Here is a 16423-nt window from a genome sequence, read left to right as displayed (position 1 = left end):
GTGTCAGTGCGTGTTCGCCGGGCCGCCGATGGGGCCTTCGCCCTTGGGTTTGTCGCCGTCCGAGGCCGCCGGAGCATCGCTCGGGCTGGCAGCGTCTTTGCTGGCAGCACCGGTGCCACTGCCCGGGTCCTGCCAGTCTTTCGGCGGGCGCGGGGTGCGGCCGTTCATGATGTCTTCGATCTGGTCGGCATCAATGGTTTCGTACTGCATCAACGCCTGGGCCATGGCTTCCAGCTTGTCGCGGTTGCCTTCCAGAATCTCTTTGGCCTTGCCGTAGCACATGTCGATGATGGCGCGCACTTCGCGGTCAATTTCTTCCGCGGTCTGCTCGGACACCTGCTTGCGCTGGGACATGCTCTTGCCGAGGAAGACTTCGCCTTCTTCTTCCTCGTAGGCCAGCGGGCCCATTTTTTCGGACAGGCCCCACTTGGTGACCATGGCGCGGGCCATCTTGGTGGCGCGCTCGATATCGTTGGAGGCACCGGTGGTGACGCCGTCAAAACCGTTGATCATTTCCTCGGCCAGACGGCCGCCGAACAGGGAGCAGATCATGCTCTCGATGGCGCGCTTGGACTGGCTGTACTTGTCTTCTTCCGGCAGGTACATGGTCACGCCCAGGGCGCGGCCACGGGGAATGATCGACACCTTGTAAACCGGGTCATGCTCCGGCACCAGGCGGCCGATGATGGCGTGCCCGGCTTCGTGATAGGCGGTGTTCAGCTTCTCTTTCTCGGACATCACCATGGAGCGGCGCTCGGCACCCATGAGGATCTTGTCCTTGGCGCGCTCGAACTCTTCCATGCCGACCAGACGCTTGTTGCCACGGGCGGCAAACAGCGCGGCTTCGTTGACCAGGTTCGCCAGGTCGGCGCCGGAGAAGCCGGGGGTGCCACGGGCAATCAGGCTCGGGTTGACGTCATCCGCCACCGGCACGCTGCGCATGTGCACCTTGATGATCTGTTCGCGGCCACGCACGTCCGGCAGCGGCACCACCACCTGGCGGTCGAAGCGGCCGGGACGCAGCAGTGCGGCATCCAGTACATCCGGGCGGTTGGTGGCGGCAATGACGATGATGCCGTCGTTGGCGCCAAAGCCGTCCATTTCCACCAGCAACTGGTTCAAGGTCTGTTCGCGTTCGTCGTGACCGCCGCCCAGACCGGCGCCACGGCTACGGCCAACGGCGTCAATCTCGTCAATGAAGATGATGCAGGGCGCGTGTTTCTTGGCCTGCTCGAACATGTCACGCACGCGGGACGCACCCACGCCGACAAACATTTCGACAAAGTCCGAACCGGAGATGGAGAAGAACGGCACCCGCGCTTCGCCGGCAATCGCCTTGGCCAGCAGGGTCTTACCGGTACCCGGTGAACCCACCATCAACACGCCACGGGGAATCTTGCCGCCCAGGCGCTGGAACTTGGCCGGGTCACGCAGGAACTCCACCAGCTCTTCCACTTCTTCCTTGGCCTCTTCCACACCCGCCACATCGGCGAAGGTGGTCTTGATCTGATCTTCGGACAGCAGGCGTGCCTTGCTCTTGCCGAAGGTCATCGGCCCGCCGCCCCCTTTACCACCGCCCTGCATCTGGCGCATGAAGAAGATGAAGATGGCGAGGATCAGCAGGATCGGCAGAATCGACAGGAACAGCTGGGTCATGAACCCCTGGCGCTCAGGCTCTTTGCCCTCGACCACGACACGGTTCTGGATCAGGGTCGGCATCAGGTCCAGGTCCGAAACCGGCGGCTTCACGGTCTGGAAACGCTGGCCGTCGCGGGTTTCGCCACGGATGCGGTAATCCTGAATCTCGACGCGGGTTACTTCGCCCTTCTCCACTTCGGAGATAAAGGTTGAGTAATCCATGGAGCGCGCGGGCGGCTCGTGATTCACGTTCTGCAATACAACGTAGAGAACCCCGGCGATCACCATCCAGAGAATGATATTCTTGGTCATGTCGTTCAAGGGACACCTCTCCCTACTGACGCAGAAATCTGCGGAAATTCAGGCGGTTATTGCCTGAATTGATAAGATATACGTTACACCATTTTGCGACCCGACCCCAGCAGATACACCTCCGGGGAGCGCGGCCGGCTGGCGGCAGGCTTGCGCGTCACCAGCTTGTCAAAGCTGGCGTGAAGATCGCGGCGGTACGCTTCAAGCCCTTCACCCTGGAATACCTTGACCAGAAACCGGCCATCTGGCGCCAGCACCCGGTTGGCCATATCCAGCGCCAGTTCTGCCAGATACATGACCCGCGGCTGATCCACCGCCCTGTTACCACTCATATTGGGGGCCATGTCGGACATTACAAGGTCCACCTGACGACCATCCAGTGCGGTCAGCAGTTCCTGAAACACCGATTCTTCACGAAAGTCGCCCTGAATGAAGGTGACATCGGCAATCGCCTCCATAGGCAGAATGTCGCTGGCCAGTATCTGGCCATTGCTGCCCATGAGCCGGGCCGCCACCTGGGACCAGCCACCGGGCGCCGCACCCAGGTCCAGCACGCGCAGGCCAGGGCGGAAGAGTTTGTCTTTTTCGTGGATTTCCAGCAACTTGAAGCTGGCGCGGGAGCGATAGCCCTCGGCCTGGGCCTTGGCGACCCACTGATCGTTGAAGTGTTCGTTCAGCCAGCGGCTGCTGCTCTTGGATCTGCCCATGCCTGGATCTGCCCGTACAGGATGTGTCCGCGCCACGTATGCGGCCCTGTCAGGGCCTGATGTACTCACGCGGCGGCGCGTGTAGAATGGCCGCCCGCGAAGGAGACCGGCAATGCCCCTGAATCAGCAAGACAAACGACGTTACAAGACCATCGGCCATCACCTCAAGCCGGTGCTGATCTTTGGTGGCAACGGCCTGACCGAGACCTTTATCGAGGAGCTGAACGGGCGCCTCGAAGATCACGAGCTGATCAAGGTGCGCGTCAATGCCGAAAACCGGGACGACCGGGCCGCCATCGTAGACGCGCTGTGTGAGGCCGGAAAGGCTGAACTGGTGCAGCGCATCGGCAATATCGCCCTGCTGTACCGAGCGGCGAAAAAGCCGAATCCCAAGCTGTCCAACATTCTGCGCGCCCAGCAAGGCTGAGCGCGCAGAATCAGCGACCAAGCATCAAAGATGCTCGACTTTGTCGATCTCGTATTCCACCACGCCGCCCGGCGTTTCGATCTGCACGGAATCGCCTTCCATCTTGCCAATCAGGCCCCGGGCAATCGGTGAGTTCACCGAAATCTTGCCTTTCTTGATGCTGGCTTCGTCGTCGCCGACGATCTTGTAGACCTTCTCTTCGTCGGTATCCACATTGATGATCGTCACCGTGGTACCGAACAACACCTTGCCGGTGTGCTGGATATCACGCACGTCGATAATCTGTGCAGCACCCAGCTTGCTTTCGATTTCGTTGATGCGGCCCTCGCAAAATCCCTGCTCCTCGCGGGCAGCATGGTATTCGGCGTTTTCTTTCAGGTCGCCATGCTCACGCGCTTCGGCAATGGATTGCACGATCCGTGGCCGAACAACCATCTTCAGGTGCTGCAGCTCCTCGCGAAGCGCTTCTGCACCTTCAATTGTCATGGGCACTCGTTGCATTATTTCTCTCCGTTGCCGGCGGCCGCCAGTATGGCCGCATGCATATCCTGCAGACGTCTTACCTGCAGGTCGTCATCTATCTTCAGCGCCTGACACACGGCCCAGGCCGCTGAAATCGTGGTGGTGTAGTACACCTTGTGCTGCAGTGCCGAGCGGCGGATGGTGAACGAATCGCGCACCGCCTGCTTACCCTCTGTGGTATTGATGATCATGCTGATTTCATCATTCTTGATCATATCCACAACGTGAGGGCGCCCCTCAAGCACTTTATTCACTGCTGTCACCGGAATGCCGGCTTCGGTGAGGCATGCTGCGGTGCCGCGTGTCGCCACCAGGCGGAAGCCCAGCGAGTGCAGTTCACGGGCCACGTTCAGCGAGGCGTCCTTGTCGGCTTCGCGCACGGAAATAAAGGCGGTGCCGGTGCGCGGCAAACGCTCACCCGCAGCCAGGGAAGCCTTGCCATAGGCTTCGGCAAAGGTTTCGCCCACGCCCATCACTTCGCCGGTGGATTTCATTTCCGGGCCGAGAATCGGGTCCACCTTCGGGAACTTGGCGAACGGGAACACGGCTTCCTTGACGTTGAAGTACAAGGGCACAATTTCTTTGGTGAAGCCCTGATCCGCCAGCGAAGTGCCCGCCATGCACCGTGCGGCGACCTTGGCCAGCGACACGCCGATGCACTTGGAGACGTAAGGCACGGTCCGGGAAGCACGCGGGTTCACTTCCAGCACATACACTTCCGTGCCCTTGACCGCGAACTGCACGTTCATCAGGCCGACTACGCCCAGCTCCAGCGCCATGGCCGCCGTCTGTTCGCGCATCACGTTGAGCACGTCGTCATCCAGCGAGTACGGCGGCAGTGAGCAGGCGGAGTCACCGGAGTGCACGCCCGCCTGTTCAATGTGCTGCATGATGCCGCCGATCACGACCTGCTGGCCGTCGCAAATCGCATCCACGTCCACTTCAATGGCGTCGTCCAGGAAGCGATCCAGCAGTACCGGCGATTCGTTGGACACTGACACGGCGTTTTTCATGTAGCTGCGCAGCTCGTCTTCGTTGAAGACGATTTCCATGGCGCGGCCACCCAGTACATAAGACGGACGCACCACCAGCGGGTAGCCGATCTCTGCAGCCAGGCGCACACCATCTTCGATGCTGCGCGCAGTGCGGTTCGGCGGCTGCTTGAGGGCAAGCTTGTTGACCATCTGCTGGAACCGCTCGCGGTCCTCGGCTTCGTCAATCGCATCCGGGCTGGTACCGATAATCGGCACGCCGGCGCCTTGCAGGGCACGGGCCAGCTTCAGCGGCGTCTGGCCGCCGTACTGCACTATCACGCCCTTGGGTTTTTCCTTGGCGACAATTTCCAGCACGTCTTCCAGGGTCACCGGCTCGAAGTAGAGACGGTCGGACGTGTCGTAATCAGTGGAGACGGTTTCCGGATTACAGTTGACCATGATGGTCTCGTAACCGTCTTCGCGCATCGCCAGTGCGGCGTGTACGCAGCAGTAATCGAACTCGATGCCCTGACCGATACGGTTGGGGCCGCCACCGATGACCATGATCTTGTCACGGCCGGTCGGCTCGGCTTCGCATTCTTCATCGTAGGAGGAATACATGTAGGCGGTGCTGGTGGAAAATTCCGCCGCACAGGTATCCACGCGCTTGTACACGGGGCGGATATTCCACTCGTGCCGTTTGCTGCGCAGGTCTGCTTCCTTGACGCCCAGCAGGCGTGCCAGGCGTGCATCGGAAAAGCCCTTGCGCTTGAGGCGATACAGCGACGCGGCCGTCAGGTCCGTGAAGGTGCTGGCAGCCAGCGCGGCCTCTTCCTTGATCAGATCTTCGATCTGCACCAGGAACCAGCGATCAATCTTGGTCAGCTGGAACAGCTCGTCCACGCTCATGCCGGAGCGGAATGCATCGCCCAGCACCCAGATGCGATCCGGGCCGGGTGACGCCAGGGATTCGATCACCTGCTGGCGCAGGTCGCCGTTTTCCGGGTCCAGTTTCGGGTCGAAACCGTCGGAGTCGGTTTCCAGACCGCGCAATGCTTTCTGCATGGATTCCTGGAAATTACGGCCGATGGCCATGACTTCGCCGACGGATTTCATCTGCGTGGTCAGCACCGGGTCCGCCGCCGCAAACTTTTCAAAGTTGAAGCGCGGAATCTTGGTGACGACATAATCAATGGACGGTTCGAACGAGGCCGGAGTCTTGCCGCCGGTGATGTCGTTCTGGAGCTCGTCCAGGGTGTAGCCCACTGCCAGCTTGGCGGCGATCTTGGCAATCGGGAAGCCGGTGGCCTTGGACGCCAGCGCGGAAGAACGGGACACCCGCGGGTTCATCTCGATCACGACCAGACGGCCGGTGTCCGGGCACATGCCGAACTGCACGTTGGAGCCCCCGGTTTCCACACCGATCTCGCGCAATACCGCGATCGATGCGTTCCGCATGATCTGGTATTCCTTGTCGGTCAGTGTCTGGGCCGGGGCAACGGTGATGGAATCGCCGGTGTGCACGCCCATGGGGTCGAGGTTTTCGATGGTGCAGACGATGATGCAGTTGTCGTTCTTGTCCCGCACCACTTCCATTTCATATTCTTTCCAGCCGAGCAGTGATTCATCAATCAACAGCTCTTTGGTCGGCGACAGGTCCAGCCCGCGCTCGCAGATTTCCTGGAATTCTTCCCGGTTGTAGGCAATGCCGCCACCGGAGCCGCCCATGGTGAAGCTCGGACGAATAATGCAGGGGAAGCCGATGTCTTCGAGAACTTTGTAAGCTTCTTCCAGAGAATGGGCAATGGATGCGCGCGGGCATTCTAGGCCAATGGAACGCATCGCCTTGTCGAACCGGCTGCGGTCTTCGGCCTTGTCGATGGCATCGGCGTTAGCGCCAATCATTTCCACGCCGTACTTTTCCAGCACGCCGTGGCGTTCCAGATCCAGGGCGCAGTTCAACGCGGTCTGGCCACCCATGGTGGGCAGCAGTGCGTCGGGACGCTCTTTCTCGATAATGCGTTCTACGGTTTCCCAGGTGATCGGCTCGATGTAGGTCGCGTCCGCCATGGCCGGGTCGGTCATGATGGTGGCCGGGTTCGAGTTCACCAGGATCACCCGGTAACCTTCCTCGCGCAGGGCCTTGCAGGCCTGGGCGCCGGAATAATCAAACTCACAGGCCTGACCGATCACGATAGGACCGGCGCCGATAATGAGGATGCTCTGTAGGTCTGTTCTCTTGGGCATAATCTGCTAACCGTCAGGCGTTCGTCATGGCGTTCTGGTGCGCGGCAGCGCGATGCTTACTGCTGCCGCGCCTGCATCAGTTCAATAAAGTGATCGAACAGTGGCGCCGCATCGTGCGGGCCGGGGCTGGCTTCAGGGTGGCCCTGAAAACTGAAGGCGGGCTGGTCAGTGCGGTGGATGCCCTGCAGCGAGCCGTCAAACAGCGATACATGGGTGGTGCGCAGCGTGTCCGGCAGGGTGTTTTCGTCCACCGCGAAGCCGTGGTTCTGGCTGGTGATCATCACCGTGCCACGGTCCAGATCTTTCACCGGGTGGTTGGCACCGTGATGGCCGAACTTCATCTTCATGGTCTTGGCACCGCTGGCCAGGGCCAGCAGCTGGTGGCCAAGACAGATGCCGAAGACCGGCGTGCCGGTGGCAACGATCTCGGCAATCGCCTCGATGGCGTAGTCGCAGGGCTCCGGATCACCGGGGCCGTTGGACAGGAACACGCCGTCGGGTTTCATCGCCAGCACGTCGCTGGCCGGGGTCTGGGCCGGCACCACCGTCAGCTTGCAACCGCGCTCAACCAGCATGCGCAGGATGTTGCGCTTGGCGCCGTAGTCGTAGGCCACCACATGGAACGGGGTCTCGCCCTGTGCGCGGTGGCCTTCGCCCCACTGCCATACCCCTTCGTTCCAGGCGTAGGGGCTATCGACCGTGACCTCTTTTGCCAGGTCCATGCCTTTGAGCCCGGGGAAGCCCCGCGCGGCGGCCAGCGCTTCGGCTTCGTCGGCCTGCTCGCCCACCAGAATGCAGCCATTCTGGGCGCCTTTTTCGCGCAGGATACGGGTCAGCCGCCGGGTATCGATATCGGCAATGGCGCAGATATTGTTGGCTTCGAGGTAGTCAGGCAGGGATTGCTCGGCGCGCCAGCTGCTCACTGTCAGGGTCAGATCACGGATGATCAGGCCGGCAGCCCAGACGCGGGAGGCTTCCTCATCTTCCTTGTTGACCCCGGTATTGCCGATATGGGGGTAAGTCAGGGTAACAATCTGCTGGGCGTAGGAAGGATCCGTAAGGATCTCCTGATAACCGGTGAGTGCGGTATTGAACACCACCTCGCCAACGGTCTTGCCGGATGCGCCGATTGAGACGCCCCGGAAGATGCTGCCGTCTTCCAGCGCCAGTATGGCCGGTACCGTCAACGCAAACCTCCAGAATTCAGTGCCAGATTCAGGGGAAGGGCCGTCGCCATCATGGCGTGCGATGGCGCGCGTAGCGGCGACCGCAGGCGCGCGCAAAAAAGCGAGATGGACACCTCCACCTCGCTCAGATCCGCTTTTCGCTTATGTGCGCCACCTGCGTAGCCCTTCAGGGCAGGCCCGTATTTTAGGGCTTATTGACGGTGGTGTCACGCCGCATCGGGGACTAGTTGCGCCAACCGTGGGTTAGCCGCGCAAACCCAGCACATCCTGCATGTCGAACAGGCCCGGCTGCTGCTCGCCCAGCCAGGCGGCGGCGCGGACAGCGCCGCGCGCAAAGTTCATGCGGCTGGTGGCCTTGTGGGTAATTTCCAGCCGCTCGCCGTCGGCGGCGAACATCACGGTGTGCTCGCCCACGATATCGCCAGCGCGAATGGTCTCGAAGCCGATGGTCTGGCGCTCGCGGGCGCCGGTGCGGCCCTCGCGACCATAAACGGCGCATTCCTTGAGATCACGGCCCAGGGCATCGGCCACCACTTCGCCCATGGCCAGGGCGGTGCCGGAGGGGGCATCGATCTTGTGGCGGTGGTGGGCTTCGATGATCTCGATGTCCACTTCATCGCCCAGTACACGGGCGGCGGTGTCCAGCAACTTCAGGCACAGGGTGACGCCCACGGAATAATTGGCGGCGAAGCAGATGGCGATATCGCCACTGGCGGCACGCAATTCGGCTTTCTGCGCATCCGACAGGCCGGTGGTGCCGATCACCAGCCGGCGCCCGGCGGCGCGGCAGGTCTGCACATTGGCCATGGTGGCCTCAGGCAGGGTGAAATCGATGAACACGTCGGCCTGCGACACGACGCTGGCCAGATCATCCACCAGCGCCACGTCCAGCTTGCCCACGCCAATCAGTTCGCCCGCATCGGCACCGATCAGCGAACTGCCCGGCACATCCACCGCCGCACCCAGCGTCAGGCCTTCATGGGCCTGCACGGCCTCGATCAGGGTCCGCCCCATGCGCCCGGCGGCGCCAATTACACCTACTTTCATCGTTGATCCTGTCCAGAGGCCTGTTAGCGCGCTCAGTGTAACCGTTTCAGAGCCCGTCGAAGAAGCGCTTCACGCCCTCGAACCAGCTTGAGTTGCGGGGGTTATGCCGCTTGCCGCCGCTCTCCAGTGAATCCCGGAACTGCTTGAGCAGGTCTTTCTGCTCGCTGGTAAGGCTGACCGGGGTTTCCACTACCACACGGCACAGCAGATCCCCGGGGGGACCACCGCGCACCGAGCTGACGCCCTTACCGCGCAGGCGGAACAGCTTGCCGGTCTGGGTTTCTGCCGGGACTTTCAATTTCACCTTGCCGCTGAGTGTCGGGACTTCCAGTTCACCACCCAGCACCGCATCGGCGAAGGCAATGGGCACCTCGCAGTGCAGATCATTGCCGTCGCGTTTGAACAGGTCGTGCTCGCGCACTGCCACCTGCACATACAGATCGCCGGATGGCGCGCCGTGGGCACCCGCTTCGCCCTCACCCGCCAGGCGGATGCGGTCGCCGGTATCCACGCCGGCCGGAATCTTCACAGACAGGGTCTTGGCTTCCTGCACGCGGCCCTGGCCGTGGCAGTTATCACAGGGATTCTTGATGACCTTGCCGCTGCCGCCACAGGTCGGGCAGGCCTGCTGCACGGTAAAGAAGCCCTGCTGCATGCGCACCTGGCCCATGCCGCCACAGGTCTGGCAGGTCACGGGCGCTTCACCATCTTTGGCGCCGCTGCCATCGCAGACCTTGCAGGTGGCCCAGGTGGGCACACGGATCTTTTCCGTGGTGCCGAAGACCGCCTGCTCCAGGGTCAGCTCCAGGGTATAGCGCAGATCCGCACCCCGGGCCGGGCCACGCCGGCGGCCACCGCCGCCCGCACCAAAAATATCGCCAAAGATGTCGCCAAAGATGTCGGAGAACCCGGCACCCGCCGCGCCACCACCGGCACCGCCGAAACCGCCCTGGCCGCCGAGCCCGGCATGGCCGAACTGGTCGTAGGCCTGGCGCTTTTCATCATCGGACAGCACTTCGTAGGCTTCTTTGGCTTCCTTGAACTGCTCTTCCGCCACGGCGTCACCCGGATTACGGTCCGGGTGATGTTTCATGGCCAACCGACGGTAGGCCTTTTTTATATCCTGTGCGCTGGCGTCCTTGGCGACACCCAGCACCTCATAAAAATCTCGTTTCGACATGGTTATTGCACCAGTGCGATTCAAAGCATGACGCCGGGCAGGGCCCGGCGTCACTGATCAGGCACCGCTATTCAGCGCCCCGTTGCTGACGACCGGCTTACTTCTTGTCGTCGTCCACTTCTTCGTACTCGGCATCCACCGCGTCATCCGCAGCACCTGCCTCGGCGCCTTCACCGGCTTCGCCACCCTGTGCCGATGCTTCGGCATACAGGCGCTGGGCCAGTGCACCGGACGCTTCCGTCAGGGCCTTGGTCTTGGCCTCGATGTCGTCCTTGTCGTTGCTCTTCAGTACAGCTTCGAGCTCTTCGGCAGCCGTGGTGATGGCGGCTTTCTCTTCGTCCGTCGCCTTGTCACCGGCTTCTTCCAGTGTCTTGCGCGTGGCGTGGATCAGATGATCGGCCTGGTTGCGGGTCTGCACCAGCTCTTCGAACTTCTTGTCCTCGTCCGCGTGCGCCTCGGCATCCTTGACCATTTGATCGATCTCGTCATCCGACAGGCCGGAGGACGCCTTGATCTGAATGGTCTGCTCTTTGCCGGTGGCCTTGTCTTTCGCGCCCACGTGCAGGATACCGTTGGCGTCGATGTCGAAGGTCACTTCGATCTGCGGCGTACCGCGCGGCGCTGCCGGGATACCCTCGAGATTGAACTGGCCGAGCGATTTGTTCTGGGCCGCTTGTTTACGCTCACCCTGCAGGACATGCACGGTCACGGCAGACTGGTTGTCGTCTGCGGTGGAGAAGACCTGCGATGCCTTGGTCGGGATCGTGGTGTTCTTCTCGATAATCGGCGTCATCACGCCACCCATGGTTTCAATACCCAGGGTCAGCGGGGTCACGTCCAGCAGCAGCACGTCGGTGACGTCGCCGCCAAGCACGGCGCCCTGAATCGCTGCACCGATAGCCACCGCTTCATCCGGGTTGACGTCCTTGCGGGCGTCCTTGCCGAAGAACTCGGCGACTTTCTTCTGCACCAGCGGCATACGGGTCTGACCACCCACCAGGATCACGTCGGTGATCGCGGAGGTCTGCAGGCCGGCATCTTTCAGTGCCATCTTGCAGGGCTCCAGGGAGCGGTTGACCAGATCTTCCACCAGCGACTCAAGCTTGGCGCGAGTCACTTTTACCACCAGGTGCTTGGGACCGGTCTGGTCAGCGGTGATGTAAGGCAGATTCACTTCGGTCTGCTCGCCGGAGGACAGCTCGATCTTGGCTTTCTCGGCCGCTTCCTTTAAGCGCTGCATCGCCAGCGCGTCGCCGCCCAGGTCGATACCGGAATCCTTCTTGAACTGATCCGCCAGGTAGTTGATCAGCATCAGGTCGAAATCTTCACCACCGAGGAAGGTGTCACCGTTGGTGGCCAGCACTTCAAACTGGTGCTCGCCATCAACTTCGGCGATCTCGATGATGGACACGTCGAAAGTACCGCCGCCGAGGTCATACACCGCGATGGTGCGCTCGCCGCCTTTCTTGTCCATGCCGTAGGCCAGCGCTGCCGCTGTCGGCTCGTTGATGATGCGCTTGACGTCCAGCCCGGCAATGCGGCCAGCATCTTTGGTGGCCTGACGCTGGGCGTCGTTGAAGTAAGCCGGCACCGTGATCACAGCCTCGGTGACCTTCTCGCCAAGATAGTCCTCGGCGGTCTTCTTCATCTTTTTCAGCACCTGCGCAGAAATCTGCGGCGGCGCCAGTTTTTCGCCCTTGGACTCTACCCAGGCATCGCCGTTATCCGCTGCGATGATCTTGTAGGGCACCATCTTGATGTCTTTCTGCACGACGTCGTCCTTGAAGCGACGACCGATCAGACGCTTGATGGCGTACAGGGTGTTGGTGGGGTTGGTGACCGCCTGCCGCTTGGCAGACTGGCCGACCAGGGTCTCGTCATCGGTGTAAGCGATCACGGACGGGGTGGTCCGCGTGCCTTCACTGTTCTCGATGACCTTGACCTTGTCGCCCTCCATGATGGCGACGCAGGAATTGGTTGTACCCAAGTCGATACCGATGATCTTGCCCATGATGCTCTCTCTCCTCACACGCCACACCGTGCCCGCAGGTCACTGGTGTGGCTGAAATCATTGTTACGAACCGTTGAAAGCTATATTGAGGTCCGCGCCTCGTTTTCAAGTCTTCATTTATTCGCTGCGTGCCACGACAACCCGGGCCGGACGCAACAGACGTCCGTTGAGGGTGTACCCCTTTTCCAGCACCTCGATGATGCTGTTGGGCGCTGCATCCGGCTGCGGCACCATGGCCATGGCTTCATGCAGCTCCGGATTGAAGGTCTCGCCACGGGGGTCCAGCTGCTCGACATTGAAGCGGGCAAAGGCGTCCAGCAGCACTTTCAATGTCAGCTGCGTGCCCTCACGGGCCGGGGTCAGCGCCTCATTGTCGGCATCCAGACTGGTCAGCGCGCGCTCCAGGGAGTCCGCCACATTGATGATCTCGCCGGCAAACTTCTCCAGGGCGAACTTGTGGGCCGCCGCCACATCGCGCTCGGCGCGGCGGCGCATGTTCTGAATTTCTGCCTGGGCGCGGATATCCGCTTCGCCCAGCGCCTTGCGGGCCTGCTCAAGCTCCTGATTCAGGGCCGCGATTTCCTCTTCCGGTGACACAGCCTCCGGCGAGACGTCGGTGCCGCCATCAGCCTGTTCCTCACGCGCCTGTTCTACTGCCGCCTGAGCAATGTCCTCGGCCTGCTTCTGCGCCGCGTCCTGCTCGGGATCTCGTGACTTGTCCTGTTCGCTCATGGGTTACTCCAGCCATTTACTGCGGGCAACAGCCCGCCTGCCTTCCAGAAAGGTTGGCAACGATATGGGAACGCTGTTCAGGGATTCAAGGGCAAATGCGCATCAGAAGCTGAATGCGCTACAACTTGCCCAAGGTGGCCGACAGTATGCGGGCGGTGATATCCACCGTGGGGATGACTTTCTCGTAGTCCATGCGCGTCGGCCCGACCACCGCCAGCACGCCAACGGTGCCGCCATCGGTCTTGTAGGGCGCCGATACCAGCGAGCACTCGTCAAAGACCTGATAACCGGCCTCCCGACCGATAAAGATCTGCACCCCGTCCGCGCGCATACTGCGCTCCAGCAGGTGCAGAATGTCGCGCTTGTGATTGAAGGCATCGAACAGGTCGCGCATCTTGTCCAGATTATCGGCCTGCGCCATACCGAGCAGATTGGCCTCCCCGGAGACCACATAGTCGGTGGACTGCTCCGGTTCCGGCCGCAGGCCCTTGGCCGCCACATCCATGGTGGTCTGCATCAACACATCCATCTGGTCCTTGTCGCTGCGCATGGTACGCAGCAGGCCATCGCAGATCTGGTCCAGATTGCAGCCGCCATAGGTCCGGTTGATATAGTTGGCCGCCTGGCGCAGTTCGATCTCGGTATAGGTGCGCTCGGTATGAATCACCCGGTTCTGCACTTCGGCCCGGTTGACCACCAGCACCACCAGCACCCGCTGCCCGGACAAGGGCAGGAACTCCACCTGACGCAAGGTGCTGACCTCGCGCCGGGGCACCACAACCACACCCGCCATCCGGGTCAGCTCCGCCAGCGCCCGGGACGCCCGGGTGACCAGCTCCTGTGGCGACTGATCCGGGTTCAGCATCTGCTCCAGCTCATCACGCAGCACGCTGGTCTGGGGCTGATTCATCGGCGCAGAACGCAGCAAGGCATCCACATACAGGCGATAACCCAGCTCCGTGGGCACCCGTCCGGCCGAGGTATGGGGGCTATAGAGCACGCCCAGGTCCTCCAGCTCCGCCATGATATTGCGGATGGTCGCCGGGCTGACGGCCAGCGAGCCGCTGGCCGCGAGGGTTTTCGAGCCAATCGGCTGCCCTTCGCGGATATGGCGCTCCACCAGCGCCATCAGCAATCGTTGTTTGCGCTCATTGAGTTCGTATTCAGGCATGGGCGCTATCATACCGCTGCCGGGCGCTGGTTATGAACTGGTTCCGTCATCTGGATGACATGAAGGCCGAAAGTGGTACCTCGTGGTGGCCGGTCCTGGTCTGCGCCATTCTTTGTTGGTTTGGTGGTTATGGCCCTCGGGGGGCGGGAAAGGTTTTCAGGACACGCCGTAAACCCATCCCTGGGGGCTTGGTTTCGGCATCCTGCCTCAAACAGTCCTGAAAACGGTCGACAAGCTGGAAGCCAACTGACGGTTTTGTTCCTCCAGAAAGTCGCCATAACCACCTTGCGTTGAATCTACTGCCAGCGTTGAGCCGGGGTATGCCGTGGAGGGACCTCTTTGGCCATGGATGGCCAAAGCGCGAGCGCCCAGGGATGGCTTGAGCGGTCCCGGAAGGGCATACCCCGGCTCAACGCGTACTCGATGGAGGGTGACCCGCATGCAACACCGCAAGGAGCGCCGGTAGAGCGGTTAATCAAGGGGGGCTTATCAAGCGACGCGGAATTGCCTACTATTGCATCTACTGCTCTTACGGACAGTGTTCGCTATTGCAAGGGGCTGCCAATGCTTACCCATCTTAATGTGCTCAATTTCGCCACCGTCGACAGCCTCGAGCTGGAACCCGGGGCCGGTCTGACCGTGATTACCGGCGAAACCGGCGCCGGCAAGTCGGTGATTATTGATGCGCTGGGGCTGGCGCTGGGCGAGCGCGCCGACAGTGCTGTGGTGCGGCCAGACAGCGATCGCGCCGAAGTGCAGGCCACCTTTGATATCCGGCACAACCCCGCAGCCCGAGCCTGGCTGGCGGAGCGTGAGCTGGATGATGGCGACGACTGCATGCTGCGGCGCACCGTGCGCCCGGATGGCCGCTCCCGCGCCTGGATCAATGGCAGCCCCATGCCCCTGCAGGAAGTGCGTGCGCTGGGCGAAATGCTGATCAGCGTGCACAGCCAGCATGAACATCAGGCGCTGTTGCGGCGCGATGCGCACCGGGATTTGCTCGACAGCTTTGCCAGTGCCGGTGAGGCTGCCAGCGCGGTACGTCAGCACTGGCGCAGTTGGCAGGCGGCGCGGCGCGCCCACGAAGCGGCGCTGAGCCAGTCGCGGGAACAGCATGAGCGCGAGGAGTTGCTGCGTTTTCAACTGGAAGAGCTGGACGCGCTTGCGCTGCAAGACAACGAACTGGCGACACTGGAAACCGAGCAGAAACGCCTGGGCAGTGCCGAAGATCTGATTCGTCTGTGCCAGCAGAGCCTGTCGCTGCTGTTCGACCATGACGAGGGCACCGTCAATGATCAGCTGGGGCAGGCGCTGAGCTGGCTGGGTGATGCCAGCCATGAGGACGGCACTCTTGCTGGCGTGCTGGGCAGTGTGGAATCGGCCCGGCTGCAGGTGGAAGCCGCCGCCGATGATCTGCGTCATTATCTGGATCGGCTGGATATAGACCCGGAACGCCTGGCACAGGTCGAGGAGCGTCTCAGCCAGGTTTATACCCTGGCGCGCAAGCACCGGGTGCGGCCGGAGGAGTTGTATCAGCGGCATCAGCAGTTGCGCGAGGAAGCGCATACGCTGGCACATTACGACGATCATCTGGCTGGCCTGGAGGCCGCCGAAACAGCCGCGCGCACCGAATACGAGAGCGCGGCGCGCCTGCTCAGTGACAAGCGCCGCAGCAAGGGGCCGGAACTGGCCAGCGGCGTGGTCAGCCATCTCAAGGCGCTGGGCATGCGCGGCGCGCGACTGGAAGTCATGCTGACGCCCTGCGATCCCGGTGCTGATGGCAATGAGATTGTCGAATTCCTGTTTACCGCCAATACCGGTCAACCGCTGCGGCCGCTGGCCAAAGTGGCGTCCGGTGGTGAGCTGTCGCGGGTCAGCCTGGCGATTCAGGTAATCTGCGCCCGGGTGCTGACCGTGCCCTGCCTGGTGTTTGATGAGGTGGATGTGGGCGTCGGTGGCGGCGTTGCCGAGATCGTCGGCCGGTTGCTGCGGGAGCTGGGCAGCCATGCCCAGGTGCTGTGTATTACCCATCAGCCCCAGGTCGCCGCGCTGGGCCACCAGCACTGGCATGTGCACAAGAAGCAGAACAGGAAGAATACCCAGACCCGGATTGCCACGCTCGCCCATGACGACCGCACCAGTGAGCTGGCGCGCATGCTGGGCGGGGTGGAGATGACGGATTCGACCCTGGCGCATGCCCGGGAGATGCTGGAGAAAGCCCAGGCCTGAACGAACCCCTGAAACAGCAGCGCCCCGGCAGATCGCTCT

General features: G+C 61.9%; 12 protein-coding genes. 2 read left to right on the top strand and 10 right to left on the bottom strand.

The window, feature by feature from the left end; translation table 11 throughout:
* Positions 1–3 precede the first annotated feature (3 nt).
* Together ftsH and rlmE are read right to left on the bottom strand one after the other, a co-directional pair.
* Complete coding sequence (gene ftsH, locus K8B33_RS09780) at positions 4–1950, bottom strand: ATP-dependent zinc metalloprotease FtsH (protein ID WP_223426087.1); 1947 nt, start codon at positions 1948–1950, stop codon at positions 4–6.
* Between the two features lie 83 nt (positions 1951–2033).
* Positions 2034–2657 carry a 23S rRNA (uridine(2552)-2'-O)-methyltransferase RlmE gene (gene rlmE / locus K8B33_RS09775; protein WP_223425947.1) on the bottom strand — a complete coding sequence of 208 codons (624 nt, stop codon included), beginning with the start codon at positions 2655–2657 and terminating at the stop codon, positions 2034–2036.
* A 112-nt stretch (positions 2658–2769) separates the two neighbouring features.
* On the opposite strand from rlmE, the gene yhbY reads away from it, so the two are divergent.
* The gene (gene yhbY / locus K8B33_RS09770) at positions 2770–3084 is read left to right on the top strand and encodes a ribosome assembly RNA-binding protein YhbY (RefSeq protein WP_223425946.1); all 315 of its coding nucleotides are present in this window, start codon (positions 2770–2772) and stop codon (positions 3082–3084) included.
* A 24-nt stretch (positions 3085–3108) separates the two neighbouring features.
* On the opposite strand, the gene greA is transcribed toward yhbY, so the two are convergent.
* The 8 genes from greA to hrcA form a co-directional block, all read right to left on the bottom strand.
* Positions 3109–3585, bottom strand: a complete 477-nt coding sequence (greA, locus tag K8B33_RS09765; protein WP_223425945.1) for a transcription elongation factor GreA — start codon at positions 3583–3585, stop codon at positions 3109–3111.
* On the bottom strand, positions 3585–6827 hold the full coding sequence (carB, locus tag K8B33_RS09760) for a carbamoyl-phosphate synthase large subunit (RefSeq protein ID WP_223425944.1): 3243 nt from the start codon (positions 6825–6827) through the stop codon (positions 3585–3587). The genes greA and carB overlap by 1 nt, the downstream gene beginning before the upstream one ends.
* Before the next feature lie 56 nt (positions 6828–6883).
* Complete coding sequence (carA, locus tag K8B33_RS09755; RefSeq protein ID WP_223425942.1) at positions 6884–8014, bottom strand: glutamine-hydrolyzing carbamoyl-phosphate synthase small subunit; 1131 nt, start codon at positions 8012–8014, stop codon at positions 6884–6886.
* Between the two features lie 243 nt (positions 8015–8257).
* Positions 8258–9061: a 4-hydroxy-tetrahydrodipicolinate reductase gene (dapB, locus tag K8B33_RS09750; RefSeq protein ID WP_223425939.1), complete on the bottom strand. Its 804-nt coding sequence runs from the start codon at positions 9059–9061 to the stop codon at positions 8258–8260.
* Between the two features lie 46 nt (positions 9062–9107).
* On the bottom strand, positions 9108–10241 hold the full coding sequence (gene dnaJ, locus K8B33_RS09745; RefSeq protein WP_223425937.1) for a molecular chaperone DnaJ: 1134 nt from the start codon (positions 10239–10241) through the stop codon (positions 9108–9110).
* Positions 10242–10338: 97 nt separating this feature from the next.
* Entirely contained in the window at positions 10339–12252 is a 1914-nt protein-coding gene (gene dnaK / locus K8B33_RS09740; RefSeq protein ID WP_223425936.1) for a molecular chaperone DnaK, read from the bottom strand.
* 117 nt (positions 12253–12369) lie between these two features.
* The gene (gene grpE, locus K8B33_RS09735) at positions 12370–12984 is read right to left on the bottom strand and encodes a nucleotide exchange factor GrpE (RefSeq protein WP_223425935.1); all 615 of its coding nucleotides are present in this window, start codon (positions 12982–12984) and stop codon (positions 12370–12372) included.
* A gap of 118 nt (positions 12985–13102) precedes the next feature.
* Positions 13103–14155, bottom strand: a complete 1053-nt coding sequence (gene hrcA, locus K8B33_RS09730) for a heat-inducible transcriptional repressor HrcA (RefSeq protein ID WP_223425934.1) — start codon at positions 14153–14155, stop codon at positions 13103–13105.
* Positions 14156–14719: 564 nt separating this feature from the next.
* Between hrcA and recN the strand changes: the two genes are divergently transcribed.
* The gene (gene recN, locus K8B33_RS09725) at positions 14720–16384 is read left to right on the top strand and encodes a DNA repair protein RecN (protein WP_223425933.1); all 1665 of its coding nucleotides are present in this window, start codon (positions 14720–14722) and stop codon (positions 16382–16384) included.
* Positions 16385–16423 lie beyond the last annotated feature (39 nt).

It is taken from the genome of Alcanivorax limicola (assembly GCF_019931215.1).
Classification (GTDB): domain Bacteria; phylum Pseudomonadota; class Gammaproteobacteria; order Pseudomonadales; family Alcanivoracaceae; genus Isoalcanivorax; species Isoalcanivorax limicola.
This window is presented reverse-complemented; position numbering and strand designations above follow the sequence as displayed.

Excerpts from the sequence above, each read along its gene's own strand:
- grpE (WP_223425935.1), bottom strand. The coding sequence starts at position 12,984 with ATGAGCGAACAGGACAAGTCACGAGATCCCGAGCAGGACGCGGCGCAG.
- recN (WP_223425933.1), top strand. The coding sequence starts at position 14,720 with ATGCTTACCCATCTTAATGTGCTCAATTTCGCCACCGTCGACAGCCTC.
- ftsH (WP_223426087.1), bottom strand. The coding sequence starts at position 1,950 with ATGACCAAGAATATCATTCTCTGGATGGTGATCGCCGGGGTTCTCTAC.
- dnaK (WP_223425936.1), bottom strand. The coding sequence starts at position 12,252 with ATGGGCAAGATCATCGGTATCGACTTGGGTACAACCAATTCCTGCGTC.
- greA (WP_223425945.1), bottom strand. The coding sequence starts at position 3,585 with ATGCAACGAGTGCCCATGACAATTGAAGGTGCAGAAGCGCTTCGCGAG.
- dnaJ (WP_223425937.1), bottom strand. The coding sequence starts at position 10,241 with ATGTCGAAACGAGATTTTTATGAGGTGCTGGGTGTCGCCAAGGACGCC.
- yhbY (WP_223425946.1), top strand. The coding sequence starts at position 2,770 with ATGCCCCTGAATCAGCAAGACAAACGACGTTACAAGACCATCGGCCAT.
- hrcA (WP_223425934.1), bottom strand. The coding sequence starts at position 14,155 with ATGCCTGAATACGAACTCAATGAGCGCAAACAACGATTGCTGATGGCG.
- dapB (WP_223425939.1), bottom strand. The coding sequence starts at position 9,061 with ATGAAAGTAGGTGTAATTGGCGCCGCCGGGCGCATGGGGCGGACCCTG.
- carB (WP_223425944.1), bottom strand. The coding sequence starts at position 6,827 with ATGCCCAAGAGAACAGACCTACAGAGCATCCTCATTATCGGCGCCGGT.
- rlmE (WP_223425947.1), bottom strand. The coding sequence starts at position 2,657 with ATGGGCAGATCCAAGAGCAGCAGCCGCTGGCTGAACGAACACTTCAAC.